The organism is Trichocoleus sp. DQ-A2 (assembly GCF_039961915.1).
GTDB lineage: Bacteria > Cyanobacteriota > Cyanobacteriia > Cyanobacteriales > FACHB-T130 > FACHB-T130.
Map to the genome: position 1 here is coordinate 39698 of NZ_JAMPKD010000024.1, position 26656 is coordinate 66353.

Annotated in this window: 24 protein-coding genes; 9 read left to right on the forward strand and 15 right to left on the reverse strand. The window is 44.6% G+C overall.

Going from position 1 to position 26656, the window contains the following annotated elements:
* Positions 1–8 precede the first annotated feature (8 nt).
* The 11 genes from lhgO to hpsE (NC997_RS21290) form a co-directional block, all read right to left on the reverse strand.
* Complete coding sequence (gene lhgO / locus NC997_RS21240) at positions 9–1223, reverse strand: L-2-hydroxyglutarate oxidase (protein ID WP_190524865.1); 1215 nt, start codon at positions 1221–1223, stop codon at positions 9–11.
* 53 nt (positions 1224–1276) lie between these two features.
* On the reverse strand, positions 1277–2050 hold the full coding sequence (gene rfbF, locus NC997_RS21245) for a glucose-1-phosphate cytidylyltransferase (protein WP_190412202.1): 774 nt from the start codon (positions 2048–2050) through the stop codon (positions 1277–1279).
* Between the two features lie 308 nt (positions 2051–2358).
* Positions 2359–2706 carry an SMR family transporter gene (locus tag NC997_RS21250; protein WP_190524867.1) on the reverse strand — a complete coding sequence of 116 codons (348 nt, stop codon included), beginning with the start codon at positions 2704–2706 and terminating at the stop codon, positions 2359–2361.
* A 45-nt stretch (positions 2707–2751) separates the two neighbouring features.
* The gene (locus tag NC997_RS21255) at positions 2752–3336 is read right to left on the reverse strand and encodes a YqeG family HAD IIIA-type phosphatase (protein ID WP_190412200.1); all 585 of its coding nucleotides are present in this window, start codon (positions 3334–3336) and stop codon (positions 2752–2754) included.
* Positions 3337–3403: 67 nt separating this feature from the next.
* Positions 3404–4384 carry a decaprenyl-phosphate phosphoribosyltransferase gene (locus tag NC997_RS21260; RefSeq protein WP_190524869.1) on the reverse strand — a complete coding sequence of 327 codons (981 nt, stop codon included), beginning with the start codon at positions 4382–4384 and terminating at the stop codon, positions 3404–3406.
* A gap of 564 nt (positions 4385–4948) precedes the next feature.
* On the reverse strand, positions 4949–6151 hold the full coding sequence (locus NC997_RS21265; protein WP_190524871.1) for a glycosyltransferase family 87 protein: 1203 nt from the start codon (positions 6149–6151) through the stop codon (positions 4949–4951).
* Between the two features lie 361 nt (positions 6152–6512).
* Complete coding sequence (locus NC997_RS21270) at positions 6513–7817, reverse strand: hypothetical protein (RefSeq protein WP_190524873.1); 1305 nt, start codon at positions 7815–7817, stop codon at positions 6513–6515.
* A 40-nt stretch (positions 7818–7857) separates the two neighbouring features.
* Complete coding sequence (locus NC997_RS21275) at positions 7858–8724, reverse strand: glycosyltransferase family A protein (RefSeq protein WP_190524875.1); 867 nt, start codon at positions 8722–8724, stop codon at positions 7858–7860.
* A 74-nt stretch (positions 8725–8798) separates the two neighbouring features.
* Positions 8799–9986, reverse strand: a complete 1188-nt coding sequence (locus NC997_RS21280; RefSeq protein WP_199306032.1) for a glycosyltransferase — start codon at positions 9984–9986, stop codon at positions 8799–8801.
* 167 nt (positions 9987–10153) lie between these two features.
* Positions 10154–11131, reverse strand: coding sequence for a hormogonium polysaccharide biosynthesis glycosyltransferase HpsE (hpsE, locus tag NC997_RS21285; protein ID WP_190524877.1), 978 nt, complete (start codon positions 11129–11131; stop codon positions 10154–10156).
* A 124-nt stretch (positions 11132–11255) separates the two neighbouring features.
* Positions 11256–12284, reverse strand: coding sequence for a hormogonium polysaccharide biosynthesis glycosyltransferase HpsE (hpsE, locus tag NC997_RS21290; RefSeq protein ID WP_190412193.1), 1029 nt, complete (start codon positions 12282–12284; stop codon positions 11256–11258).
* Between the two features lie 901 nt (positions 12285–13185).
* On the opposite strand from hpsE (NC997_RS21290), the gene NC997_RS21295 reads away from it, so the two are divergent.
* Entirely contained in the window at positions 13186–13377 is a 192-nt protein-coding gene (locus NC997_RS21295) for a hypothetical protein (protein ID WP_190428861.1), read from the forward strand.
* A gap of 101 nt (positions 13378–13478) precedes the next feature.
* On the opposite strand, the gene NC997_RS21300 is transcribed toward NC997_RS21295, so the two are convergent.
* Positions 13479–14954 carry a leucyl aminopeptidase gene (locus NC997_RS21300; protein WP_190524879.1) on the reverse strand — a complete coding sequence of 492 codons (1476 nt, stop codon included), beginning with the start codon at positions 14952–14954 and terminating at the stop codon, positions 13479–13481.
* Positions 14955–15099: 145 nt separating this feature from the next.
* Between NC997_RS21300 and NC997_RS21305 the strand changes: the two genes are divergently transcribed.
* The 6 genes from NC997_RS21305 to tatC all read left to right on the forward strand — a co-directional run bounded on the left by NC997_RS21305 (position 15100) and on the right by tatC (position 22758).
* Positions 15100–16206 (forward strand): class I SAM-dependent methyltransferase, encoded by a 1107-nt coding sequence (locus tag NC997_RS21305; RefSeq protein WP_190524881.1) that lies wholly within the window; start codon positions 15100–15102, stop codon positions 16204–16206.
* Between the two features lie 48 nt (positions 16207–16254).
* A complete protein-coding gene (locus tag NC997_RS21310) occupies positions 16255–18486 on the forward strand; it encodes a transglycosylase SLT domain-containing protein (protein ID WP_190524883.1) in 2232 nt (743 codons plus the stop codon).
* 560 nt (positions 18487–19046) lie between these two features.
* Complete coding sequence (locus tag NC997_RS21315; protein WP_277878931.1) at positions 19047–19169, forward strand: hypothetical protein; 123 nt, start codon at positions 19047–19049, stop codon at positions 19167–19169.
* Between the two features lie 72 nt (positions 19170–19241).
* Positions 19242–19451, forward strand: a complete 210-nt coding sequence (locus NC997_RS21320) for a hypothetical protein (protein ID WP_190412187.1) — start codon at positions 19242–19244, stop codon at positions 19449–19451.
* Complete coding sequence (locus NC997_RS21325) at positions 19448–21712, forward strand: transglycosylase SLT domain-containing protein (RefSeq protein WP_190524885.1); 2265 nt, start codon at positions 19448–19450, stop codon at positions 21710–21712. The genes NC997_RS21320 and NC997_RS21325 overlap by 4 nt, the downstream gene beginning before the upstream one ends.
* A gap of 242 nt (positions 21713–21954) precedes the next feature.
* Complete coding sequence (tatC, locus tag NC997_RS21330; protein WP_190524887.1) at positions 21955–22758, forward strand: twin-arginine translocase subunit TatC; 804 nt, start codon at positions 21955–21957, stop codon at positions 22756–22758.
* Here the strand turns inward: tatC and NC997_RS21335 are convergent.
* Positions 22739–23077 carry a hypothetical protein gene (locus NC997_RS21335; protein WP_190524889.1) on the reverse strand — a complete coding sequence of 113 codons (339 nt, stop codon included), beginning with the start codon at positions 23075–23077 and terminating at the stop codon, positions 22739–22741. The genes tatC and NC997_RS21335 overlap by 20 nt on opposite strands.
* A 230-nt stretch (positions 23078–23307) precedes the next feature.
* Positions 23308–23625 carry a DUF3067 family protein gene (locus NC997_RS21340; RefSeq protein ID WP_190412183.1) on the reverse strand — a complete coding sequence of 106 codons (318 nt, stop codon included), beginning with the start codon at positions 23623–23625 and terminating at the stop codon, positions 23308–23310.
* A gap of 236 nt (positions 23626–23861) precedes the next feature.
* On the opposite strand from NC997_RS21340, the gene petC reads away from it, so the two are divergent.
* Positions 23862–24401 carry a cytochrome b6-f complex iron-sulfur subunit gene (petC, locus tag NC997_RS21345; protein ID WP_190412182.1) on the forward strand — a complete coding sequence of 180 codons (540 nt, stop codon included), beginning with the start codon at positions 23862–23864 and terminating at the stop codon, positions 24399–24401.
* Between the two features lie 175 nt (positions 24402–24576).
* Complete coding sequence (petA, locus tag NC997_RS21350; RefSeq protein WP_190412181.1) at positions 24577–25566, forward strand: cytochrome f; 990 nt, start codon at positions 24577–24579, stop codon at positions 25564–25566.
* Between the two features lie 205 nt (positions 25567–25771).
* Here petA and NC997_RS21355 read toward each other — a convergent pair whose 3' ends face one another.
* The gene (locus NC997_RS21355) at positions 25772–26563 is read right to left on the reverse strand and encodes a cobyrinic acid a,c-diamide synthase (protein WP_190524891.1); all 792 of its coding nucleotides are present in this window, start codon (positions 26561–26563) and stop codon (positions 25772–25774) included.
* Positions 26564–26656 lie beyond the last annotated feature (93 nt).

Sequence of the window (26656 nt, forward strand, 5' to 3'; positions counted from 1 at the left end):
TTCAATTCCTAAACGCTAACAGTTGTTTGTAGGGGTTGGGGTTCCGGAATTTGCTCTACGATTGCTTTGCCAATTTCCAGGGAAGAGGTAGCCGCGGGGGAAGGCGCATTGCAAACGTGGACGGAGCGATCGCCTTTGACAATTAAAAAGTCGTCCACTAACTTGCCATCGTTCATCAAAGCTTGAGCGCGAACCCCGGCGTGGGTGGGAATTAGGTCATCTGACTGCACTTCCGGAATCAGTCTTTGCAAGCTCCGCACAAAGGCGGCTTTACTGAAGGAGCGAATGATTTCCTGAATGCCTTCGTCGGCGTGTTTTGCCGCTAGTTTCCAAAAACCGGGATAGGTCATCACTTCAGCAAAATCTCGCAGATTAAAGTCTGTCTTTTTGTAGCCTTCACGCTTGAGGCTGAGAACGGCATTGGGTCCTGCGTGGACGCTTCCATCAATCATCCGGGTGAAGTGAACGCCCAGGAAAGGAAAATCTGGGTTAGGAACCGGATAAATCAGGGTTTTGACGAGATAGCGTTTTTCTGGCGTGAGTTCGTAGTATTCTCCCCGGAAAGGGACGATTTTCGCTTGTGGATCGACGTTTCCTAATTTGGCAACGCGATCGCTATGCAGTCCGGCACAATTGATGACAAAGCGCGTTTCAAACGTGCCGTTATTTGTCTCAAGTACCTGATTCTCCCCCGTTCCAACAATTTTCTCAACTTTGGTATTGAGGCGAAGTTCTCCACCTTGGGCTTCAACTAGCTCAGCATATTTCCGAGCCACCTGCTTGTAATCGGCAATCCCGGTTGCGTACACCCGAATACCCGCGATACAGGCGACATGAGGTTCAATTTCTTTGACTTCCTCTGCACTAATCTTGCTAATTTTTAACCCATTTTCCAAGCCGCGTTGATAGAGGCTTTCTAATCGTGGCAGCTCTTTTTCCTCCGTTGCCACAATTACTTTGCCGCAGACTTCGTGTGCAATGCCATGCTCTCGGCAGAATTCTACCATTGAGCGGCTTCCTTCTCGGCAAAATTTAGCTTTGAAACTTCCTGGTTTGTAATAAATGCCAGCGTGAATCACGCCACTATTATTGCCAGTTTGGTGATAAGCCCACTGGCTCTCTTTTTCCAGCACCACTATACGGGCAGAGGGATAGCGTTTGCCCAAAGCCATTGCTGTAGAAAGTCCAACAATCCCGCCGCCAATAATTGCAAAATCATACATAAGAGTTCTTGCCCCTGCAACTGAAATGGATGAGTGTTTATCCTAAAAATTTGTTACCAAACTTTCCAAGGAGCATTCCCACTCTTCCAAAGTTCTTCTAGGTAGTTCTTATCTCGTAAAGTATCCATTGGTTGCCAAAAACCAGGATGTCTGTAAGCAGCCAGATGTCCATCTTGAGATAATTTTTTCAGGGGTTCTTGCTCCCAAATTGTGGAGTCATCTTCAATATAATCAATGACTTCCGGCTCTAGAACAAAGTAACCCCCATTAATCCAAGCACCATCCCCTTCAGGCTTCTCCCGAAAAGTGGTAATTTTATGTTGATCGGGTTCTAAAGAAATCGCTCCAAAACGTCCCGGTGGCTGAGTTGCAGTCAAGGTTGCCAAACACTTTTGCTCTCGATGAAAGTCTATTAGCTCTTGAATATTGACATTCGCTACGCCATCTCCATAAGTAAAGCAAAAGGTTTGATTCCCAATATGCTCTCTAACTCGCTTTAAGCGTCCTCCGGTCATCGTTTGATCTCCGGTATCTACCAACGTGACTCGCCAGGGTTCGGCATAGCCACAATGCACATTCATTTGGTTAAACCGCATATCAAACGTGACATCGGACATATGTAAGAAGTAGTTGGCAAAATACTCCTTAATTACGTAGCCTTTATAACCACAGCAGATAATGAAATCGTTGATTCCATAAGCTGCGTAAATTTTCATAATATGCCACAGCACAGGTCGTCCACCAATTTCCACCATCGGCTTTGGTTTGATTGTGGTTTCTTCCGTGAGTCGAGTTCCAAGGCCTCCAGCCAGTATCACTGCTTTCATGCGATCGCCTCTTTTTTCATGAAAATGAATCTATACCTTTAGATAGATTCATGTATAATAGAAATGTATTCTTAGTCGAAAAAATCAATTTTCTCTAATTAAATATTCTAAGCGGAAAATACTGAGATATCTGTAAAGATACAGTAAACAAATAGAGGGTCTTTATTAAAACTTTAAAAAGTTGAGCCTCTAGTAGTTTTAAATTTTTAACTCATAAAAACAGCAAAAAAATCGCAAAATCGACTAATTTTGCGATTCAAGCTTGTAGGCTAGAGCAGTAGCTTAGAAGGTTGCCGATAGAATACTAACTATGTTATTGAAGACAATCTGCCAAAAGCGATCGCGCAAATTCCACTGAGCATCAATCCCACTCCCACCCAATCAACCGGAGAAACTTTCTCCCTGAGAATAACTGCTCCGGCAATCGTCGTTGCTACCACCGTTAAGCCAATCACCACTGGATAAGCAACTGATAAATTAAACTTCCCCAAAACTAAAATATAGAAAACTGTACTGAGACCATAAACTAAAATCCCACCCAGCAAGTAAAGATTTAAGGGATTTTGACCGGCTCCCAATTTTAACAATGTTTGTGCGAGAGTATTTAAGCCAACGGTCAGCAAGATTAAAAAAGGAAATAGAAGATTAGCTAACATAAACAACGACACTTTCTTGGATATTCAGCTTGCTTAAGCCATCGCTTAATAAAAAGAATCAAAATCCCAAAGCTCGCGGTCGTTAGGCCACGGTGTTTGGACTCGTTTTCCCAGGAGTTTTTCCCACCATCGAAAGGGATGAGGAAGCGTGGCAACTTGGATGCTCGCACAGCCGCTTAGCCATGCCCCTAACACATCTGTATGACGGCTATCACCAATAACGACAACTTGTTTTGGTTTAAGCCGCATATATTTGATGGCTTTACGGAAGGCAAAAGGAAAGGGTTTCTTGGCTGGGTTGATTGCTGGAATCTCTAGACGATGGGACCAAGCCTTTACCCGATACCGGCGCTTGCCATTCGAGAGAATGAAAAATTGAAATCCTTGTAATTTTGCCTGTTCGATCCAAGCTTCGGCACCAGGAGACACGTAGCGATCGTCTTCAGAAACAATGGTGTTGTCTAAATCGATAATAATCCCTTGAATTCCGCAAAGCTTTAGCCAGTCAAGCTCTATGGCTGCCAAGCTGTACGCCTCTCTCGGAAAACTGTAAGGCCCCTGGTTGACAGCCGGTTTTTTAGATTTTTGTTTAACAGAGCGGGAAAAGAACAGAGACACTCGGTTTAACATTTGGTCATTTCACTCACAGCCACAACAAGTTCAGCCACAACAAGTTCAGAGACTAACAACTCAAAAATTACTCGATTAGCCCTTGACGTTTCAGGAATAGAATGACAAAGCTGGTAACGATCCAAGAGAGTACCGTCAGGAGAATCGGCACGTCTTTTAATAAAATTTCCTCCGGACGCTCAGTCTGTCCTCCTTCGTCATCGATATCGCTTCTCCGAGCGATTTCTTGCGGATCGCTCAGTAGCTGATAGCGGAAAACCCCGTATACAACAAAGGGTAATGTAAGTAACATCCAAGGTGTTGATGCTCCACGAACTTGAGGTCCGGAACTCCAGATCGCGTAGGTCATGACTGCGCCGGTTGTCACTGTATTTTCCATGCGGCTGAGTAGAGGCAACGAGTAGCGCTTCAATACAGACCGGGTCTTGCCACCTCTAATTGACAATAGCCGCAGTTCTGCTTTGCGCTTTTCCACACCCAGAAACAAAGCCAGCATAGCAGTACACAGGAGAAACCAGGGGGATAAAACAATGTTTGTTGCAGCAGCACCTGCATAGGCTCGCAAGACAAAACCCATTGCGATCGCAATAATATCCAAAATCACAGTCCGCTTCAGCCGCAGGTTGTAGGCAATTTGCAGCAGTGCGTATGCGGTGATGGTTGCTCCCAAGTAGGGCGATCGCAACCAGCCGACAATTAAACCAGTACCCAGCAAACAGACTGCCATTACCATCGCCACTGGTACGCTGACTAAGCCTGCGGCAATGGGTCGCTTACTCTTGACTGGATGTAGACGGTCAGCTTCTACATCTGCAATGTCATTGAGTAGATAGAAGCTACTCGAAGTCAAACAGAACAAAGCAAACGCCAGTAAAGAGCCTAGCAAAGATTCCAGATTAATACTGAAAGCAAACAAGGGCGCTGCAAAAACAATCAGATTTTTTGTCCACTGGCGTGGTCTTAAAGCTTTAATATAAGGAAATTTTATAGAATTATCAGCTAGCTTAGTTGAATTTTGTTTATCACTAGGAAATCCGGGAATTTTCATTTGCTTTTAAACCTTTTTTCTGATAGAAATAATTTTTTTAGGCAGATTCACTGCAAAACTTCGTTTTAAAGTAACCCAGCTTGTAGTAAATACTACAGTCAACAACACCACGGTTTAAATGACTTTTATTCCCAATCTGTGGATGCATCTGTATGTAGTCAATGATTTCCGACTTTAGGACTCAATACCCACTTTACTCTCCTAAGTACCAAGTCCTCCAGTAAGCAGCGCTGCTTTCATGCAATAACTTCGTAATTCTCACAGAGAGTAGCTTTTTTATCTAGATGTACCAGTTTAAGCCGAGATTAAATAAGAAAAAATTTAATCGCTTATTCCGTAATGATTTTAGTCGAAAAATCGTTAATAAACTATCAAGACTCCATAAATATGCATTCTTTTATATAAAGATTTGGCAAAGCAGGCAATTTCTCACGTAGCTCCCTAATTTCGTAAGAGCATTCAAAAAAAATACCCAGGTAAGTTGCACAATCGTTGATAACCAGGATTTTAAGTAAGCTCTGATAATTTCAAAGGTTATTTGCAGCAAATCGCCACTAATTGTTACTACTCAATAGCTACGTTATTTTGAGGGTTATCGTTACCCTCATTTATCTCATATTTCGTACCCCTTAAAATGTATAGACATACTAAAACCATTAAACCGCCAGCCAGTAAATAAGACAGAAAAATGTTTAGGGGGAGAAAAGCTATTTTTTTGTACGCTAAATCCTTAGCGATCGCAAAATAATTACTGGTTAAGAAATAACTTATAGCCAGGAAATAAATCGTAAACTTTCCTAATACTTTTTTGGTTAATAAATAAGGAAGTAAAAAAGCATAAATTGGCAAAAGAATCCCATAATGATGTTCCCAAGCAATTGGAGAAGCAATTGTGGAGGTTAATGCAATAATAGAGAAATCCGTGATACTTCCTTTCTCACTCGTTAGCATTGGCAAGAATAGAGCTGCTGAAATTAAAGCGATTGAACTTAGTACTGTTCCCAAGTAAACCCAAGGGTTATAGGGCGGGAAAGAATTATGATTAAAGTTAAGAATGGGATCGTTAAATAACCATCTATTTAAAACACCATTAATTGATTGGTTTGTAAAAAAAGTTTCGCCGTGCTTGGAAATAAATGATAATACGCTTAAGTAGTTAACATGATCTGCAAAGCCAATTAAGGATATTGAAACTATCAATCCAAGCGAGCTTGTGGCGATAAATCCCAGAGTAAAGCTCCATTGCTTACGCAAAATTCCCCATATCAAAATCAGAGCATACTGGGGCTTAATCAGGCACATTATTCCTCCTAAAATGCCTGCGATTTTTTTCCTATCTGTCATCCAACACCAAAAAAGCACAGCAAACAAAGCATTAAGCCAACACTGAATCTGCCCTAATGTATAGGCTTTCACTACCGGGTAAAAACTCAAACTTAAACAAACTAGGAAAAAATTGATAGCAATTCGCTCGAATCTCGGTATTGCTCCGTTTTCTTTCCATTTGTGCTTTTTTAAACTTAAATTAAATATTTGAATAACAAAAAAAATCGTTAGGATAATAAAATTCCATGAAATAAATTTTAAAGTATTAAATATAGATAATCCAATATTTCTTAGAAATCCCTCAACTACATTTATTTTTAGAAAATAGAAGACCAGCAGAGAGGTAGGGGGATACTGAAATTTTGTTTGTTCTTCAAAAAAAACCTTAGAGTATAATAATTGCTGATGCTCGGATTGAATATAGTTGAACGCTTCTAGCATGGGTTCCCATGAATCATTGATGGTTCGCCCGTACCGCAAGAAGATTTCAGTTCTAGATAATCCTAGGTCTTTCCACTCTGTAGAAAACAGGGTTATTAATATAAAATTAACGACGACAACATTAGCAAACGTAAAGAGCAAGAGGTTTCGAGTTAAAGGATTTAATCTTCGCCAATAGTTCAGTAAATTGACTAAAATAAGCGAAAAATACATATGCTTCTTCTATACTCCTTGATTAGATTTGAATTTGAGATTTTTGTTAGTTCGCTTTTTTAGCCCTATCAACTCCTTTAATCAGTTCAAGCTAGCTTACGGCAAATTCGCAATACTTAAACATGCCCTATCTTGACTACGAAACTCGTTATACTTTGTTCAAGCTTAAATTTGATTGTTGATACAAGGAAACTAACGTGTCAACGAATTGTGCATTGTTTAAAAGTTGGGTGATTACAAACAGTAATAACAAGGCATTTAATACTTTTGAGCTAATCCCTTCTGCATGACTATAGAATTTTAGAGAAAGAGCCACCCAACTCAATACTAAAAAAGTCCAATTCGGAGTAAACAAGAACAGCTCATAGTCTTTTCCATAAATATTATGTAGTAAAAAATTAAATAAAATACAAAAAATTAAACTCCTCATTATCGGCATTTTATCGGCGCGAAACTTAATAAAGGCATAAAGACTCCAAAGGAGTAAAACTGTCCACAGCAAAAAAGCGATAATGCCTGGTATGTAAAGTGCTGTAATAGATGGAGGATCGAAGTTCACCCAAGGTGCAGGTGCAGAATTAAGTTTTACCCAAGAAGGTGGGTTATCTTCAATAGTTCTCCATATATGCGGCTTAATGGCAATAAAATTGAATATAAAAATATATCCTAGCAATTTTAGGATTCTCGAAAAAATACTGCTAGATTGAGCGGGCAAATTTACATAATCTCCCTCTTTAGAGTAATAACTTCCTGGAATAAAAAATAGATCGACACTTGGATATATCAACTTCTGCAAGAGGTTCAAAGCAATAGCACCAGACAAAACTAACCCGATGAAAATAATCAGTTTTGTAAAAACTTTTTTATTAAAGCTACCCTGATAGATGCTGAAAAAATAGGCAATAATCCCCTGCACTACGTTACTTATTACCATGCCGAGCGCAAAAATAGTTGCTGGAACCATGTAGATTAAGCTGCCTGGGTAAGCAACTGCCAGCAAATAAATAATAATCAGACTACAGGCAGCGAAAATAAACGTATCGGGAACCGAACTGAAAAATATATGAGATGTAGATAATCCTAAGATAGCCGAGTAGAGAATGGCGTGAAAAGGCTTAAACCCCAGTTTTTGGAAAAAAACTAAGGTTAAAACAACGCAAACAGCTCCAAAAAAGGTACTAAATAGTATGCCAACAATTTCCCCAGAACCAATTATTTTTTTGAGTAAAAATCCTAGAGGATTAAAGACAAGAATAAATAAAGGATGAGTATGAGTGCGCCAAAAATTAATTTTATACGTGGTTAGTTGAGTAATAACTCGATGATAATCTGAATGAAATAGTAAGTCGGAACGCTTGACTCCAAGTACTCCGGTAAAAAAAAGAGACAAACTGGAGAAAAGGTAAAGTATCCAAAAGGTTAGAAATGTTCCAACTCTAATTCTTGAAAACATTTAAGATTCTGTCCTGTATCTCAGACAATAATTGCAATTCTTAGAAGGCTAAAATTCGGTACTTAACGCAACCTTGTAAACGTCCTATACGCCAAGCCAAATCTTTTACCCATTTACTACGGGTTTCCTTAGTGAATACTTCTTTTGGAAGGCGCTTTAACAAGTGCAACCAAGCTTTTCCACTGGTCTTCCATGAAAGCTGGGGCATACCCAAGGGTTGATACTTTTTATATAGAAAAACATCATACTCTCCCCACAGGCGTGCCTGCTTGTACATACCGTTCAGAGTGCTGCGGAGCCGGTAATGAACGACTGCGTCTTTTACAAAGTGAAGTTTTACCCCGGCAAGTTGGAGCCGCCAACAATAGTCTACATCTTGCAGCCGGATCATGTTTTCATCAAAACCGCCGATAGATTCGTGCAGCGAGCGTTTAACACCAAGATTGCAGCTACCTGCAAAAGGCAGATAAGGAGGATATTTGTATTCAAGAAGCTCATTTCGCTGCTTAAGTGTATAAACTTTTTGTACCCAAGGTTCGTTAAGCTTTTGATATTCAAGGCGACCTGCTACAAATTCATACTTCGAGAGCGCTTCCCCCATAGCAGCAACCCATCCAGGAGCCACTTCGTCGTCAGCATCGCAGAACACCAGTGCGTCGCCAGTCGCCGCTTTTGCAGCAGTATTCCGTGCATAGGAACGCCCTTGCTGTTTAGATGAATCAACGATGCGGAGATTGGGTAACCGTTCTTTATATTGTTCCACAATTGCTAATGAATCGTCAGTGGAGCCGTTATCGGAGATAATTAATTCCCATGAGTTAAAGTAGTCTTGGTTTGCCAATGCTTCAAGTTGAATTGCAAGGGTATCTGCTGCATTAAAACAGGGAATAATAATACTTAACTTCATAAATCAATCTTCCGCTTCGCACCCATAGCTATATTAAGTAATTTTATGTACTAGCTACTTAATATATTTGACACTTATTCTCTTTGCAAGTCATCTTCAACTTTATCTAAGACTTTAGTCACAACCTCCTGATATCGAGTTAGGCTAAAAGTATTCAACGCTTTCATGCGAGTCTGTTCCCAATCCACAGGAGGAGTTGTACCATTGACAATCGCAAGAATTGTTTGGGCGATTGATTCACCTGTTGGTTCGCAAGTCCAAAAGTCCACTTCTGGGTCGAAGAATTCTTTTAAACCAGGAAAGTTCATATTCAAGGTTGGTATTCCCATTGCAAGGGATTCGACTAATTTATTGGGGGTTGCACTATTACGCGCCCTTTCGTTATTACCAAATACACCTAGGGCTAGGTCGCAATTTTCTACTAAATATTTAGGTAGAGATCCATCAGAAAACTTTAAATCTTTTCTAAGAAAAACGCGATCGCTTAGTTCCTCTTCCTTGATTTTCTTTTCGTAGGCATGAAACCGTTCTGCATATCCAGATCCATAAGCACCAAATAAATTGCAAGTAAACGGTATCTCTTTTTCCTTTAAAATTTTCATGGCTTGTAATATATTATCTACTCCGTGTAAAGGAAGAATTGTTCCCCACCAGCAGATATTTAGGATACCATCCTCCATAAATTGTCTTTTAAGGCTTAGTCTAGATTCGGTAAATAAAGGAGCAATAAAAACTTTGTTTGTATCGAGTTCAACGTCTAAAACTTTTGCCCAGTAAGCAAGTTCATAAGCAGACAGGTGAATAATATAATCTGTTTTTGTAAACGCTAGGATATCTTTCTTCAATATTTCTTTGGCTGCTTTACTTCCTTCTTGGATGTCATCTTTATTTCTTACATAAGTGTCATACATCGATATGTATGGTTCTATGACCACTTTATTTTTAAAGATTTTTGACACCCACAAAGCACTTTGAATAAAATTAGCGCTCATTGGCAATACGTAGATTACGTCTGCCAAAGCAGCTTTTACAAAAAGCTCTATAAGATAAAATTTAGAGAAAACTTTGCGAATAAATTGAGTAAAAAAGGTTTGTCTTCCTCTTCCTCGGAGGTAAAAATCTGGATAGACGAAGGAAACATAGTATCCAGAATCCAACAAAAACTTGAGCAAATTTTCGCAACGATAAGCTCCATGTACATTTCCATAGAGCAAAACCTTGATTTTTTTCTTGAAAATTGACATGGTTGATGCAGCTACCATTTAAAAAACCAGTTCAACCAGGCGAAACTTAGCACGTCTATGTCAAGTTTAGTTCAATAGACGTTCGTTTGATTAATTGAACCTTATTAAAAGTCAACGGTTATGAGCTTAATAAAATCAATTAACAAAATTCCTCGAACTACTTAGTTGTAATTCTTGTATTTTTACTAATTTTTCCCCGTTAGAAATTTCATTTGCATACTTTTTTTCAAAAAATAAAATGGACTCACTAAACTGCTCAAGAAAAATTCCATTTCGCAAGCAGCAACCAGGTCAGTTTTTAACTTACCTCTATATTTAATTAGTTGAAGAATGGCTCTACGCAGGTTTCCTAAAAGGATTCTGGTAATAATAATTGGCTTTTGCCAATTATTAGCATTAATCATGCGTAGCTGACAAATACTTAAGCCTACCCCTCGAATCAGGGTTATTAAGTAATCTTTCTCTAGCCGCCACTTGGGAATTTGATGATAAATACACATTTCGGGGTTGTACCAAATTTCCCAACCAGCGCGTCCGATGTAGAGTAGCGCTTCAAAATCTTCTCCTTTGGCTGCCAAGGATGACCCAACTGGTCCCTGAAGAACAAGTTGAGCGGGAACGTTGTCTAGCCACACTTGCTTTTGGACAACTAATCCGGCTCCTGGAGGAAGGCTTAAATTCTCCGGGTCGTATAGATTAGGTTTTGAACCTCTTTCTTTCAGTGCCAAAAAAGATTGAATTCTTTCAAAGTTTTCTGGCGGATAAACTTCAAATTCGCCTTTTATCTGACCTCCAAAAGCACCTGCTTTTGGATGAGATTTCCCGAAGGAGTAGGCTGCTGCTACCCAATTTGGGTTCGGAAAATTATCATCATCCAAAAAACCAATAAAAGTACCTCTTGCTTCCTTAATGGCGCGTAATCTTGCAAACACTGCGCCTTGCTGTGGCTCAAAGTAATACATGAGCGGATATGCTTGAGGCCAGTTAGATTGATATTCTTGAATGATTTTGGCGGTGTTGTCAGTGCTATTGTTATCGACGACAACCACTTCCCAAGAAATCTGCTCGGTGCCTACCTGCGATCGCAATCGCTCCAAAACGGCTGGTAGAAGCTTTTCCCCGTTGTAAGTGCGAATTGCTACAGTAAAGTCTACCTTAGACATATCTATAAGCCCAGCCCTGATTGGGGTTCAGAAGTTGCCTTCAGAGTAGCCGTGGATTGAGCTAGCGTCAACCCCCACGGCTAATTGTTGTCTCCAGTCCAATTTTAAATTTAACCAACCTTTCTTATGGGGCAGTAGATACTTTGCGATCTACCAGTCCCGGTAAAGAATTAATGTCTTCTCTCAAGCCAAATATTTTAGCTTGTCCAAGTTCTAAGTATTTATTTTTGAAAAGGAAAAAGGGACTAATCAAGCTAGATAACAGTAGTTCCCGCTCGCAAGCCGCAATCAAATCTCTTTGATCTCCTCGATATTTAATCAGATGGAGCATTAGTCTGCGGAGATCGTTGAGCAGGTAAGCTGGAAAAGCTACAGGTCTTTGCCAGTTCTTCAGACCGAGCATCCGTATGTGGTACCGACTTAAACCCACGCAACGGATGAGAGAAATTAGGTAATCTTTTTCCAATCGCCAGCGGGGAATTTGATGGTAAACACGCATTTCGGGATTGTACCAGATTTCCCAACCCGCGCGCTGAATATGCAATGTGGCTTCCAAATCTTCGCTGGCTAACTTAGCTTCTCTCCCCTTGTGATTGAGGACGAGGCGCTTAGGCACGTTCGCAAGCCAAGCTTGCTTGCGAACCACTAATCCTGCCCCTGGAGGCAGGATCTTCTTGCGTGGTTCGTAAAGGCTGGCTTCCGCACCTCGATCCACTAATGCCAAGAAACAAGCAATTTTTTTAAAATTTTCAGGTGGCTCGATTTCAAAATTTCCTTGGATTTGGCTACCGTAGGCACCCGCTTCTGGATGCGCTTGACCGAAGGCATAAGCAGCAGCAACCCAGTTAGAGTCAGGCAGATTGTCATCATCTAAAAAGCCAATTAAAGTGCCTCTGGCTTCTTCAACAGCCCGTTGGCGAGCAAATGCAGCTCCTTGCTCAACTTCCAACGTGTAGTGTAGCGGAGCAACTTCTGACCAGTTGGCTTGATATTCTTGAACAATTTTTGCGGTTTTGTCGGTGCTGTTGTTATCAACAACAATAATTTCCCACGAAAAGTGTTCGGTGTTGATCTGCTCTCTGAGTCGATCGAGAACTTCGGGTAAACGCTTTTCACTATTAAAGGTGGGAATGGCTACTGTAACGTCAACCATAAGTTTTGACCGGTTTTTTGAGTAGATAGATGCCGATGTTGTGTTAGTAGAGCTTGGGTGAGAACACCAACTTCAAAACGATGCAGATTAGTAGTACCTACTGCTCTTGCACTTTCCCCTGAATGGCGTGGGGTACGTCGAGCTTTGTAGAAGGCCTACTAAATCTTCCCCGCGATAATGCTTAAGTAGACTGACAGCGAAGCGGTTGCTGGGTTGAGCGATCGCTCTCTCGTTGCAGTCAACCTCAGTTATCTTGGTTAAATCTACACCATTGGATCGGGGTTTTTACGGAAAACTTTCTTAAAGCTTCATAAGATTTTACCCAATACTTAGGAACTCATCTACACATGGGTTAAGTATCTTTACTCAAGCTTTAAATTTCCGGGTTTTGTGGGGACTCTTGTGAAGTTTAGATAAAGTTAGATTAAAAGGCTCGCCAAAAACGACTTTTATCGTTAGTCCATATCTTAGAAGAGATGCGCACGTAATATCATCTGTAATAAGACATAAATGGGATTCGGCAATCGAGCCTTTGGGTATACCCATATACTTCACCGTGGCGAGCGAGCAGATAAATTGCCTAAATTCTCGTGGTGTTGGGGGTAGCCCGCAGGCATCCTCTGGCAGTGAGTCTGGGTTCAGCAGTGACCGACTCCAAGGGTACAGCAGAAATTAGCGAATCCCTGGACGTGGGACACGGCAAGCCGTCTACTTCACCCTGGCGGGAGACACGACCTAATTAGGCTCGTTCCGTTAAAATATTTGGAAAAGTAAATCTTTAATGTCTTTGAGTTGGAGGGTGCGGCTTCTCCCCTCAAAATGTGCTGAGTATTGAGCATTCTCTTGCTTGGCTCAGTTCTCAATCCCGAACAAACTGGGGTGTAGGTCGCGCAAGTATTTGATGAATTCAGAAAACCGCAAATTTACACCGGAACAATCTCAGTCGCAGCCAGAACCAGTGCCGCAGCTCAAGCGCACCGTTCATCCAGACAGCCTGAAATTTATGAATATGGCAAAAGAGATTCTCGATAGCCCTGCTGTTCAACAAGCTGTTGAGGGTGAAAAGCAAAAAACAAAAGACGGGAACGAATGAGTGATTGAGGAAAAGTAGGGACACAGGCATTGCCTGTGTCCCTACGACAACTCACCATTCCCGATTACCAAGCCTTGGATAATCGGGATGTCTCTGAGATATCAGTGGCTCAGGACCCAGTTAACGAGAGTGCGGACACCGTAACCCGTAGCACCGGAATTGTTGACACCGTTCTCTTTATCCGCCCAGACAGGACCGGCAATGTCGAGGTGTGCCCAAGGTGTCTCTTGGACGAACTGCTTTAGGAATAAGGCAGCCGTAATCGAACCACCCGGACGAGGGCCGGTATTTTTCAGATCGGCAATCGGAGACTTGATGCCTTCAAAGTATTTCTCTTCCATCGGCATCCGCCACAGCTTTTCCCCTGCCTTTTCTGATGCTTGCAGCAACTCTTGAGCAACTGTGTCATCGGGGGTAAACAACCCAGCAATATCATCGCCTAGGGCAATGACGCAAGCACCCGTCAGGGTGGCTAAATCGACAATGGCATCAACGCCGAGCTTTTCCGCAAATACCAGCGCATCGGCTAAAGTCAATCGACCTTCCGCATCCGTGTTGTTCACTTCAATCGTTTTGCCATTGGATGCCTTGAGGATGTCGCCTGGGTGCATGGCGTGACCGCTGATCATATTCTCAGTGACGGCTGAGATAAAGTGAACTTCAACATCTGGTTTGAGTTGACCAATCGCCTTCGCCGCACCGAAGGTAGCCGCAGCACCTCCCATGTCCATTTTCATGGTTTCGATGCCGCTACCCGCGCCCTTAATGTTCAGACCACCCGAATCGAAAGTCAGACCCTTGCCGATGATAGCCACTTTCCGGCGGGGTGTTCCTTCTGGCTTGTAAGTGAGATGGATGAATTTAGGGGGCATATCGGAAGCTTTGGCAACACCGAGGAACGCCCCCATGCCCAATTTTTCGCACTCTTCTTGTTCCAGAATTTCCAACTGGAGGTTGTGGTTAGACGCGATCGCTTGTGCGGTTTGAGCCATCGTTATGGGAGTGCATTCATTCGGCGGTGCAGCAACCAGTTCCCGCGCCAGAATCACCCCCGAAGATAGGAATTGAGCGCGATTAATGGCTTCTTCCTGACCTGCCAATCCGAGTAAATCCACCCGCTCTAGCTGCGGCTCCTTATCCTCCGGTTCTGACTTAAAGCGATTATCCTTATGAAGAGCTAGCAGTATCCCTTCAGCGATCGCGCCAGCCGTTGCATCGGGTGCCTGATTCCACACCGGCAGGCTAATCCCCAGGATTTTACTCTTTTCCTTCTTCGCTAACCGCGCGATCGCCGCACCAATTCGCCGCAGAGTATCCGGTTGAAACGCCTCTGCTTTCCCCAGTCCTACCAGAATAATTTTCCGAACCGGGCTACCCGCACCCACGCGGGTGACGGCACTACTCCCTTCTTTTCCCTTAAATTCTGTTTCTGCAATCAGTTCGTTCAGCGTACCGGCAAACTTCTCATCCAGCACCGCTAAATCGTCTGTCACCTCTACCGCATCCTCAAAAAAACCAAGGGCGAGAGCGTCCCCAGCCCAGTCCAAACGCGGCGTATCAATCGCTCGAATATCCATCCCCGGCTCTTACCTTAAAGCACTACCTGTAACAGTATTGCTCAAAAATCATCAACAAGACTCGTCTGCCCACCCGCGTAACTTGTCCCCTGTAGATACACTTTATAGGAATACACTTTTTCCGATTGGACTTAGGAGCGGATTGATGGTTTCAAAAGCTAGGGGAGAACCTCAACCTCTTTCGTCGCCATCCAATGCGCCAGTTCCTAGCAACCAGTCGGTAGCCCGCCCCGATCCGAGCGTGCTACAGCAAGATCTCCAGAGACAGTTTAATCATCATTCCTCTGCCCGCGGTGAACTGACGATGCCCTGCGTGCCATCAATGCTAGATTATGCACTCAATCGGCTAGTGCGGCTGTTTGAGGCGATTGGTCGCCAACTCTCTCCTGAAGAACTGCAAAAATTGCGCGATTTGATTGCATCTAATATTCAAGAAGGTTTTCTGGCTTCTCCTCATGCTCGATTAGTCATTCAGTACCAACCCGATCCTACTTCCTTAAATAGCCTCACCTGTAACGTCTCAACCAGGATTTTATCGGTTGCCCAGGAGTACCAGCAGTGGATTCAGAACCGAGAGCCGCCCCTATTTGGTAGTCACCCAGACGCGAAAGTCATGGCAACGGCTGCCCAATTTAGAGATCCGGCTCGGAACCCAATTCTTGATGTGGGAGCAGGAACAGGTCGCAATAGCCTTCCCTTGGCGCGAAAAGGCCATCCGGTTGATGCTTTAGAATTGACTCCCGGTTTGGCGGAACAACTGCTAAATGCGGCAGTTGCGGAAAATTTACCGATTCGAGTCATCCAGGGTGATATCCTCGATCCCCTCGTGAGAATGCGACCCGCTTATTACAAATTCGCAATTGTGGCGGAAGTGGTGTCTCACTTCCGGGATAACGATCAAGTCCGCTTACTCTTGGCGAAAATGTGCGATGTTATCCAAGGTAGCGGTCTGTTGCTGTTCAACCTCTTCTTAGCTGTGGATGGATATGAGCCAAACGATCGGGTGCGGGAAATGTCACAGGTAGCGGCATCGTATATCATGACGCGATCGGAGCTGAAGCGAGCGATGGAGGACTTACCTCTGGAAATGCTGTCAGATGAGTCTGTGCTTGATTATGAGCGCGCTCACCTTCCGCAAGAGGCATGGCCCCCAACTAATTGGTTTGTATCCTGGACGAGCGGACGTGACGTGTTTCCCATCCAAGAAACCCCTCCGATGGAGCTGCGTTGGATTCTCTGTAGACGGTACTAACGGAATACAAGGTTGTTGCCCTTTTTGGGTTGGTAAGGATAAGGATCGATGCTAAAGCTTGCACAGAAAAATAAAATTTTGCTAAGTGTTGGAGCCGGACTACTAGCGCTAGTCGCTGGAGCAACGCTGTCAGTCCCGCAATTAACCAGTTGGCTGGAGAAATTAACCCCGAACGGTCAGTCCCCCGATAAAACCCTTTTGAATCCGGGGAGCCAATCCAAGAATTCTGTTTTGCCATTGGCGTCGCTACCGGCGGCACAGCGGGCCGCACAACTCGAAGCGATCGCCAATGGCACCCCATCCCCAGAACGCAATCGCGCCCGCTATCTGTTGGCGAACGATTCGCTCCAACAACAGCAGCCTAAAAAAGCGATCGCGTCTTTGGAAGGATTGGAGGCAGACTATCCGGTTCTTGCCCCTTACATCGCCCTGAAACGCGCCCAAGCTTACCAACTTGCCGGGGACAAAGCAAAAGCTACCGCAGCTTGGCAGAATTTACTCGAAAGTTATCCCGATAATCCCGTCGCCGCAGAAGCGTTGTTTGTGCTGGGGCAAACGAATCCGAAGTATCGAGAACAAGCGATCGCTCAGTTCAAAAGCCATCCGCGCACCCTGGAAATTGTGCGTTCTTCCCTGAGTAAGAATCCCAATCAACCCAGATTACTCTTACATTTAGCCAAAAATGCTCCAAGCGACCCTGGCATTCTCCCGATTCTGGATCGGCTGGTGACTTCTCATGAAGCGGCGCTCAAACAGCAAGGTACAGGGCTACTCAAGCCAGAAGATTGGCAAGCGATCGCTTATAGCTATTGGGAAAACGGTCAGTACCGCAAAGCCGGACAAGCCTACGCCAAAGCCCCCCGCACCTCCCTCCACGCCTACCGCATTGGGCGCGGACTCCATCTGGGCGAGAAACGAACCGAAGCGAAAATTGCTTATCAACAGATGATTCAGCAATTTCCCGATGCCAAAGAAACCGGACTCGCTTTGAGGCGTCTGGCTTCTTTATCATCCCAGCCACCGGAAGCGATCGCCTATCTCGACATCGTCATCCGCAAATTTCCCGACGAAGCCGGTGAGGCACTCCTCGCCAAAGCCGAAATCCTCGATCGTCTCAACAGCGACAAATCAGCCGCAGAAGCTCGTCAATTGCTCCTGACTAAACATGGCAGTTCCGATGTCGCGGCAGAATACCGCTGGAAAGTCGCCCAAGCCAAGGCGACTCTAGGGGATTTCTTAGGGGCTTGGCAATGGGCGCAACCAATCGCCAACCAAAACCCCAATCATATATTGGCTCCCAGAGCTGGCTTTTGGGTCGGCAAATGGGCTGCCAAACTAGGGCGTCAGCAGGATGCAAAAGCCGCTTACGAACACGTCCTGGCAAAATACCCCCAGTCTTACTATGCATGGCGATCTGCCGTCTTGTTGGGCTGGGACGTTGGAGACTTTACCACCGTCCGTCAATTGTCCCCGCAAGTGGTGCGACCCGACGAGCATCCCATCTTACCCTCTGGGTCTGAAACGTTGAAGGAATTGTACCAGCTCGGTCAAAAATGGGATGCTTGGACGCTCTGGCAGGCAGAATTTCAGAACCGGATGCAGCCAACCGTTGCCGAACAATTTACTAACGGCATCATGCAGGTGGGATTGGGCAACCACCTGAAAGGAATGAACCTGGTCTCGACTCTAGAAGACCGAGAAACACCCGAAGAGCAAGCTGAATACAAAGCAATCCGCAAACAACCAGTTTACTGGCACACCTTGTATCCGTTCCCGTTCTTGGAAATTATCGAAAACTGGTCGCAACAGCGCCAGCTCAATCCCCTGCTTGTCACCGCCCTGATTCGGCAAGAGTCCCGATTTGAGCCAAAAATTCGTTCGGTTGCGGGTGCAGTTGGCTTAATGCAGGTCATGCCCGGAACCGGCAAATGGGTGGCGGATAAAATTGGCGTCAAGCAATTTAACACCGAAAATCCCAACGATAACGTGAAGCTGGGTACCTGGTTTTTAGATTTTACCCACAAGGAATACAACAATAATTCCTTGTTAGCGGTTGCCAGTTACAATGCGGGTCCCGGTAATGTATCGAAATGGCTAAAAGAGAAAGGGCCATCTATCGATCCTGATGAATTTGTCGAAGAAATTCCCTTTGAGGAAACTAAAGGCTACGTCAGACAGGTGTTTGGGAACTACTGGAATTACCTTAGATTGTACAATCCACAGGTTGCCCAGTTGGTCGCCAAATATTCGGATGGTCAGCCAACTGCACTCAAAAATTAATCAAAGACTTCTTGCAAAAATCTTTTAAATCGTGTAAAAGCACAATTTTATTTAGCCTGCTCTCGTCTGGCTTTGTCATTTTTGCAAGAAGTTTCATATATCCTGAAAACTTGAAGAATTTTTAAGCATTTCTGGGCAGCTTCTAGCAGGTAATATCTGCGGCTATCCAGTGATTGCTGAAACATCCGCGTGTCTACTCTCTGTTGGGGGATTTTCTCCCAGATGTGAGGGGATAATATAAATTTTTCATGAATTTGTGTTAATCAATTTTGAACACTGTTGTTCTCATAGAAGCGATCGCTTGCTGCCTAAAATTTCCTCGCGCCCACTGACGGGGATCACTAATCTTCGGCTGTTCGCTTAAATCGATTATCCTGGTTTAGATAGAGTTCCATGTCAATGGCTGCTGAGTAAAGCAGTCAGCGCGGGAGCTTGTATCACCCAATAACCAGCGAATTCAAAGAGTTTTGCGCTTGTGCTTCATTCATTAATCGGGCACAAGCCGCGGCTGCTTTGTAAGAGCTGTCTAATTTCAACGTTTATTGTTTAGTTCCATAAGCATGATGACCGCGAATCAGGCTACCGGAACCCAAGCGTATGATGGCACGGCTACCAACTTTAAAATTAGGCTCTCAAATCAGGGGCTGCAAAATACTCGCGATCTTCTCATCGCTCAAATTTAGAATGCTGGTCAATTCCATCGCTTCCTTAAATCATCCAAATGCCAGGGGATCTCCCTCAAGTGCAAACGCGGCGTGTCAGTCACGCTTTCCTTCCATTCTTTTTTCTCTAAAGGATTTTTACCTATTAGCGATAAAGAGTCAACGAGCCGCCAGTTATTAGAAGGATGGCTTGTCAATAATACGACCAGTTTGGTCTTCCATCTGGAAAAAGCAAATAACGAAATCGACGTTACTGAAATGCCAGATGGAGGGAGCAATGTCCGCCGCCAGGAGGTTACATGAGGAAGTCACGCTCGATTTTTGCTCGGAGAAAGTCACAGTTTAGTTTTTCTCGCCCCTATCAATCTAGACGGGGAAACAAAGTCGCGATCGCTGCGGGTGTGGGACTAAGCGCAATCCTTTTGGGAGCCACCTTTTTACCAACTAAGTATGGCGTCTGGCTGGAAAAAGTAGTTGGCTGGGTGCCGATGCATGGGTACGGCAGTTTCTTGATGTCGGGAAATCAGATCGACAACTCTGCGATTGTGTCTTTAATCTCGCTACCCCCACAAAAGCGGGCATCACAACTAGAAGCGATCGCTACAGGGCCAAGATCCCTCGACCGCAGCCGCGCCCGTTATCTCCTGGCAAGCGATCTGATTGCCTCCAAACAGGGAGAAAAAGCACTGGAATGGTTAAAAGGATTAGAGTTTGAATATCGCGTCCTAGACGGACACATTGCTCTTCGGAGAGCGCAAGCTTACGAACTCACCGGCAACACCCGAAAAGCCAAGGCAGCTTGGGAAGGTTTGTTAAAACACCATTCTCAAGATCCCGTGTCAGTCGAAGCTTTATATGTGCTGGGGAAGACGGAACCGAAATATTGGGAAGAAGCCGTTGAGAAATTTCCCAGTCATCCCCGCAGCCTGGAAATCGCCCACGCCTTACTCAAAGACAATCCTAACCAAGCAAAATTGATGGTGTCGCTGGCAAAGTATGCCTTTGACACTCCAGGAATTACTTCAGTGCTAGATAAGTTGATAGGTTTGCCAGCAGAGCAACTCAAGCCAGAAGTATGGGAAGCGATCGCTTTAGGCTACTGGGGAAACCGGAAATACGGTCAAGCCAGTACTGCTTATGCCAAAGCCCCCCGCACCCCTCACAACGCTTACCGGGTCGCGAGGGGACTCGATCTCGCTGAAAAGAAAGTAAAAGCCCTCCGCGCTTATAAAGAGGTGGTGCAAGACTTCCCCAATGCGAACGAAAGTGCAACCGCGCTCATCCAGATCGCCAAAATCGGTCCCGCTATCGAGGCGGTTCCTTATCTCGACCAAGTTATCAGTCAATTCCCCGACCGAGCTGGCGAAGCCATCCTATTAGAAGCGAAAATTCTCGATAGTCTTAAAAGTTCTGAGTCCGCAGCCGAAGCGCGTCAATCATTACTCACCAAGTATGGCAATACCGATGCCGCGGCAGAATATCGGTGGAAATTAGCTCAATCGAAGGCGCGGGGTGGAAATTACCAAGAGGCGCTGCAAATCGCCAAGCCGATCGCCACTCAGAATCCTGATAGCGAATTAGCTCGTCGGGCGGCTTTTTGGGTGGGTAAATGGTCAAACAAGCTGGGACGCAAGCAGGAGGCGAAAGCAGCTTTTGAGAACGTCGTGGCGAAGTATCCCCAGTCTTACTATGCTTGGCGGTCTGCCGTCATGCTGGGCTGGGATGTGGGAGACTTTAACAGCGTGCGTCAGCGAGATCCTAAAGTAGAATGGCCTGCCAAGCGACCGTCATTGCCCGTGGGTTCTGCTGCTTTACAAGAACTTTACCAAATGGGTCAAGGCAAAGATGCCTGGAGGCTCTGGCAAGCGGAGTTTGAAAACCGGGTCAACCCAACGGTGGCAGAACAATTTACCGATGGTTTGCTTCGGCTCAATATGGGAGACCACTTGCAAGGAATTGCTAAAATCTCCAGCTTAGAAGACCGTGAGAACCCGGAGGAGCAAGCACAGTACAAAGCTCTAACACAACAAATTGCTTACTGGCAGGCTTTGTATCCGACGCTTTATGTCGAAGCGATTGAAAACTGGTCTCAACAACGTCAACTCAATCCCTTGCTCGTGATCTCTGTCATCCGACAGGAATCCCGCTTTGAGCCAAAAATCCGTTCCACTGCCGGTGCGGTTGGCTTAATGCAGGTGATGCCGGAAACCAGTAAATGGGTTGCCGAAAACATTGGCCTCAAGAAATATAGCCTGGAAAATCCTAACGACAACGTTAAATTAGGCACCTGGTATCTGGATGAAATTCACGATCGCTACAAAAATAACTCCATGTTAGCGATCGCAAGTTACAATGCCGGTTCTGGTAATCTGTCAAAGTGGCTCCAAGGCAAAAAAGTCAGCGATCCAGATGAATTCGTCGAAGCCATTCCCTTTGATGAAACGCAGGGTTATGTCAAAAATGTATTTGGCAACTACTGGAATTACTTACGCCTGTACAATCCGAAAATCTCCCAGCAGGTAGCAAAATACTCCGAAGGTCAGCCAACCGCATTCAAAAATTAAAAATTGGAATTTGCACTTAGGCGCGATTAAAGATCGCTTTTTAGGGAATCGGGAATTGGGAATTGGAAATTGGTAAAAACCCATTTTCGATGACCGATTCCCCATTACCAGCTTTTAAGAGTGGCGTTGATTTCCATTTGTGTGCTTTGTTCAATTTTTAAGGGTCGGTGAGCCATGCGCGATCGCACGGTACGGATGACCCGGATACAATAGTCAAGAAATCTTCAAATCAAACTTGACCGATGACGCTTCCTTCAGAAGTCGATACCGCATCCCAGCTAAATCCAGACCTGGAGCCGGAATCAGCGAACCGCAATCTAGAAGATGAATACCTTGATGAGCTGCCCGCTGAGATCGAGATGTCTCTATTCGACCATCTGGAGGAGTTGCGGCGGCGGATTTTCTATGCGCTGATTGCAGTTGCCTTAGGTGTTATTGGCTGCTTCCTGTTTGTCAAGCCAATTGTCCAGCTGCTGGAAGTACCGGCGCAGGGAGTCAAGTTCCTCCAGCTGGCACCGGGAGAATACTTCTTTGTCTCCATTAAAGTTGCTGGTTACAGTGGCTTGCTCGTAGCCAGCCCCTTTATCCTGTACCAGCTCATCCTGTTTGTTCTCCCAGGACTCACTCGCCGCGAACGCCGCTTAGTAGGACCCGTTGTTTTAGGGTCGGGTGTCTTGTTTGTGGGGGGACTGGCATTTGCCTATGTAGCATTAATTCCAGCCGCTCTGAATTTCTTCATCAGTTACGGGGCAGATGTCGTCGAGCAGCTGTGGTCAATTGACCGATATTTTGAATTCGTGTTGCTGCTGATGTTTAGCACCGGATTGGCATTTCAAATTCCGATCGTTCAGCTGCTACTCGGCTTTTTGGGAATTGTCTCTTCTGGGCAAATGCTATCTGGCTGGCGGTTTGTGATCCTGGGAGCAGCAATTTTGGGTGCCATCCTGACGCCTTCCACCGACCCCCTCACCCAAAGCCTCCTCGCGGGTGCCGTCTTGGGACTCTACTACAGCGGGATTGGCTTAGTTAAGCTCGTAGGGCGCTGAGATCGGCAAAATACGATGCAACCTGGACTATGCAACCTGGACGGGTTAATTTTTGAACTGCCTCATCTTCGGCTCTCTGGAGTGCTGCTGTATTGGGAATCGCCCTGAATAGCTGCACTCGACGAACCTCAAGGGTGAAATGGCTGAGCTGAACATTTTCAATCTTGTCTTCAGAAACATTTTCAGATGAAAATACCTTACAAAGCCGAGGGCGAATTGAAACCCTTTGCTTTGCCTTGTCTTGGCTGAAGCGAGCTTGCAAGAGGGTTCGTCTTACACCTTGCCCTGGGATAATTGTGGTGCTGCGGTAAATTTCCATTCAGAAATTTACCCATTCTGCAATGAGTTCGTCAACGTTGATTTGAGAAGTAGGAGCTTCCCAACCCAAAAACCCTCATACATCAAAATCTTTTAAAAAATAATTGACAAAGCACTTGACAACAGGTGTCGCTATTGCGAATCAAAAGATAGTTTAGGTATGCAGTGAATGCGACAATAGTGGCAACAGGAAGCTGTCGTTCTATTGAGTGAGAATCGCACGCACGGCTCCTAAAACTGTTCGAGCATCCACTCCGAGGCTCGCTCGCCCAGGTCTAGGGGGATGCTGACTGCTTTACCGAGTCGAGGGCGATCGCGCGTTTGTTCAATATAATGTTGTACTTGGTCAGCTCCACCCCAAGCATGAAGATACTCGGCGACAGTCTCCAAGTGCGCTATGTAGTCTGCCTCCGACAGCGGAAAAGACGCCTGTTCTAAGTATTTCCACATTACCTGGAGGAAAATTTTGCCCTGAGTCCGCCTGATCTGGATATCGTATGAGCGTCCCCACTTGTCGATCAGGAGTTGGCGAAGGTCTTGTCCTGTCATAGTTTTATCGCAATTACTTTTCTTTACATTTCGTCATAAATGGAGCGCTTCTTAAATTAATGATACGGTGCAAAAGAATGTAATAATACCCTTAGCAAGGCTGTAAACCTTTCTACAAAAGGGTTTGTGGCGAACAGGCTTGCGACTTGCTTGGTATATATTTATTGGGCAAGTTTTAACAAAATCTGGGACTTAGCCCAGGGTTGTTCACATAGCTATACACTCAGACGTTACTCATGGCTCAACTTTCTAGCTCGTCAGACGTTCCCGATATGGGGCGTCGTCAATTTATGAATTTGCTCACTTTTGGGACCATTACAGGAACAGCTCTGGGGGCACTGTATCCCGTTATTAAGTATTTTGTCCCCCCTTCGAGTGGTGGAACGGGTGGTGGTCTAACTGCCAAAGATGCCATCGGCAACGATGTCATTGTGAGTGATTTTTTAGCTAATCATAATCCAGGCGATCGCACCTTGGTTCAAGGCTTCAGAGGCGACCCCACCTACATTGTCGTGACCGAGGAGAAAACCATTGACAATTACGGCTTAAACGCCGTCTGCACCCACTTGGGTTGCGTTGTTCCTTGGAATTCTGGTGAGAACAAGTTTATGTGTCCCTGCCACGGTTCCCAGTATGACAGCACCGGCAAGGTGGTACGGGGACCAGCACCGCTGTCTCTGGCACTGGTTCACGCTACCGTGGCGGAGGACAAGGTTACATTAACGCCTTGGACGGAAACCGACTTCCGTACCGGCGAAAATCCTTGGTGGACATAAGGTCATTAGTCATCGGTGCTTAGTTATCAGTCATCAGTTAGTCGTCATGGGTCATCGGTTATTTGTAACCGACCAAAAACGAAGGATGAAAAGGACAAAAAACTAAGAACGAAACCTAAGGACAAAGAACTGATAGATATTGTTTGAAATTCGACCCAGAATCCCTTCTTGAGAGATGAGAAAAGTTTCTTTATCGGCGATATCCAAAATAGGCAAACAGGCGATTTGCAAAACCGTCCTGGTTGCGATCGCCACCGTGTCAATATTCCTCGCCAGCGATCTAGTCCTTCCCCAATCAGCCAGTGCCTATCCCTTCTGGGCACAGCAAACCTATCCTGAAACCCCTCGCGAAGCAACGGGGCGGATTGTGTGTGCTAACTGTCACCTCGGTGCCAAACCCACACAAATCGAAGTTCCTCAATCGGTTCTCCCAGACACCGTCTTTGAAGCCGTCGTAAAAGTTCCTTACGACACCAACACGCAGCAAGTGCAAGCGGATGGTAGCAAAGGTCCCTTGAACGTGGGTGCTGTGTTAATGTTGCCAGAAGGCTTCAAAATTGCCCCCGAAGATAGAATTCCTGAAGAAATGAAGGAAAAAATTGGGGAACTCTACTACCAACCCTACAGCGAAGACAAAGAAAATATTGTCATTGTTGGTCCCATTCCAGGCGATCAATATCAGGAAATTATCTTCCCCGTTCTGTCTCCCAATCCACAGACCGATAAGAAAGTTTTCTTCGGTAAATACGCGATTCACGTGGGTGGCAACCGGGGTCGCGGTCAGGTTTACCCCACAGGTGAAAAGAGCAACAATTCCGTCTATAGCGCTTCCGTAGCGGGTCGCATCACTTCCATTACCCAAGCTGAAGAAGGTGGCTCTGAAGTCACCATTCAACCAGCAGAAGGCAATGCAGTTGTTGATACAATTCCCGCCGGTCCAGAGCTAGTTGTCTCCGAAGGGCAGGAAGTCAAAGCTGGCGAAGCGCTGACCTCCAATCCGAACGTCGGTGGATTTGGTCAAATGGACGCCGAAATCGTTTTGCAAAGCCCCACCCGGATCAAGTGGTTGATGGCATTTATTGCTGCAATCATGTTGTGTCAAGTCTTGCTAGTCCTGAAGAAGAAGCAAGTTGAAAGAGTGCAAGCTGCTGAGATGAATTTCTAAGTTTGGCGTTGTACTGAATCATTATGAGACAGGCAAAATGCCTGTCTTTTTTTGCGCTCAAAAATAACGTACTTGCAAGCCTCCTCTACCTTTGCAACTTTATGGAGTAGGGAGGTTTCGGTCATCCCAGGCTATAGCACTGCATACCCTGTGCTTGGCTAAGGCGATCAACCTAATAAAGTTTTCAGCCCAAAGCAAATTAGGATTATTTAAATACACCTTCTTGTTCATCTTCAAAGATATATTCATAGTCAAAAACTAAAGAGTTGAGATGTCGAATAATTGTAAAACCAAAATGAGTAACTAAATCCGTATTAAAAGTAGCGATGACTAGCTGTATTAACTTCTTCTCACTAATCACAGGTTTTTGTACGAAATAATTACGTTTGTCAAAAAATCGACTTTTAGGGCTAGGAACAACGATTGCATTAATTCGATGAGCATGTTGAATGGGTTTTATATAAGTATTTAAAAACTCTTCTTGATTAATTTGTAGCTGGTATAGTCTTTCATGCTGCAACCAGCTCATTTTAAACATCATTTTAATCAGTTCAAACCCCAAGATGTAGTTAAATACGTTGTTGCGTTCTTCTGAACTTAGAACTAGCCGCAGAGCTGATTCTAAGTACAATTCAGGCTGCCTACTTACATCTTGAGCTGAATGAATATAAAACTGTCTAATATAACTTCTTAAAACTGATTCATTTAAGTCTAACTTAAGGTGAAATTGTGTTAAATAGTCTTGGACCCGTTGCTGAGTATTTTTGTCTTGAAGTCTTTTGGCAACTAAGCCAGTAGCCGTATAATCATCCAGAAATTCGGCTTGCATTTCTGGAGTAGCCGCACACATTAGATGACACAATGACAGCACATAACGGCGCTGGCTCCAAGGCAAGCTTTCGGCCCATTTTTTGGCTTCGGGCGGGAGTTTATCAAGAATACTTTCTGATTCTCCAAGTTCAAACATCGCCGCTATTTGAGAGATTTGTTCAGTCATAACCAGAAAGAGTTATCAGTAAGTATACAAACCTAATCATCAAGAAATTCAAACAACCGAACAATTCTTAAGTTGAGTTAAAAATTAATTTTT

Coding starts and splice junctions, on each gene's coding strand:
- lhgO (WP_190524865.1), bottom strand. CDS start 1,223: ATGTATGATTTTGCAATTATTGGCGGCGGGATTGTTGGACTTTCTACA.
- rfbF (WP_190412202.1), bottom strand. CDS start 2,050: ATGAAAGCAGTGATACTGGCTGGAGGCCTTGGAACTCGACTCACGGAA.
- NC997_RS21250 (WP_190524867.1), bottom strand. CDS start 2,706: ATGTTAGCTAATCTTCTATTTCCTTTTTTAATCTTGCTGACCGTTGGC.
- NC997_RS21255 (WP_190412200.1), bottom strand. CDS start 3,336: ATGTTAAACCGAGTGTCTCTGTTCTTTTCCCGCTCTGTTAAACAAAAA.
- NC997_RS21260 (WP_190524869.1), bottom strand. CDS start 4,384: ATGAAAATTCCCGGATTTCCTAGTGATAAACAAAATTCAACTAAGCTA.
- NC997_RS21265 (WP_190524871.1), bottom strand. CDS start 6,151: ATGCTAGAAGCGTTCAACTATATTCAATCCGAGCATCAGCAATTATTA.
- NC997_RS21270 (WP_190524873.1), bottom strand. CDS start 7,817: ATGTTTTCAAGAATTAGAGTTGGAACATTTCTAACCTTTTGGATACTT.
- NC997_RS21275 (WP_190524875.1), bottom strand. CDS start 8,724: ATGAAGTTAAGTATTATTATTCCCTGTTTTAATGCAGCAGATACCCTT.
- NC997_RS21280 (WP_199306032.1), bottom strand. CDS start 9,986: ATGGTAGCTGCATCAACCATGTCAATTTTCAAGAAAAAAATCAAGGTT.
- hpsE (WP_190524877.1), bottom strand. CDS start 11,131: ATGTCTAAGGTAGACTTTACTGTAGCAATTCGCACTTACAACGGGGAA.
- hpsE (WP_190412193.1), bottom strand. CDS start 12,284: ATGGTTGACGTTACAGTAGCCATTCCCACCTTTAATAGTGAAAAGCGT.
- NC997_RS21295 (WP_190428861.1), top strand. CDS start 13,186: ATGAATTCAGAAAACCGCAAATTTACACCGGAACAATCTCAGTCGCAG.
- NC997_RS21300 (WP_190524879.1), bottom strand. CDS start 14,954: ATGGATATTCGAGCGATTGATACGCCGCGTTTGGACTGGGCTGGGGAC.
- NC997_RS21305 (WP_190524881.1), top strand. CDS start 15,100: ATGGTTTCAAAAGCTAGGGGAGAACCTCAACCTCTTTCGTCGCCATCC.
- NC997_RS21310 (WP_190524883.1), top strand. CDS start 16,255: ATGCTAAAGCTTGCACAGAAAAATAAAATTTTGCTAAGTGTTGGAGCC.
- NC997_RS21315 (WP_277878931.1), top strand. CDS start 19,047: ATGATGACCGCGAATCAGGCTACCGGAACCCAAGCGTATGATGGCACG.
- NC997_RS21325 (WP_190524885.1), top strand. CDS start 19,448: ATGAGGAAGTCACGCTCGATTTTTGCTCGGAGAAAGTCACAGTTTAGT.
- tatC (WP_190524887.1), top strand. CDS start 21,955: ATGACGCTTCCTTCAGAAGTCGATACCGCATCCCAGCTAAATCCAGAC.
- NC997_RS21335 (WP_190524889.1), bottom strand. CDS start 23,077: ATGGAAATTTACCGCAGCACCACAATTATCCCAGGGCAAGGTGTAAGA.
- NC997_RS21340 (WP_190412183.1), bottom strand. CDS start 23,625: ATGACAGGACAAGACCTTCGCCAACTCCTGATCGACAAGTGGGGACGC.
- petC (WP_190412182.1), top strand. CDS start 23,862: ATGGCTCAACTTTCTAGCTCGTCAGACGTTCCCGATATGGGGCGTCGT.
- petA (WP_190412181.1), top strand. CDS start 24,577: ATGAGAAAAGTTTCTTTATCGGCGATATCCAAAATAGGCAAACAGGCG.
- NC997_RS21355 (WP_190524891.1), bottom strand. CDS start 26,563: ATGACTGAACAAATCTCTCAAATAGCGGCGATGTTTGAACTTGGAGAA.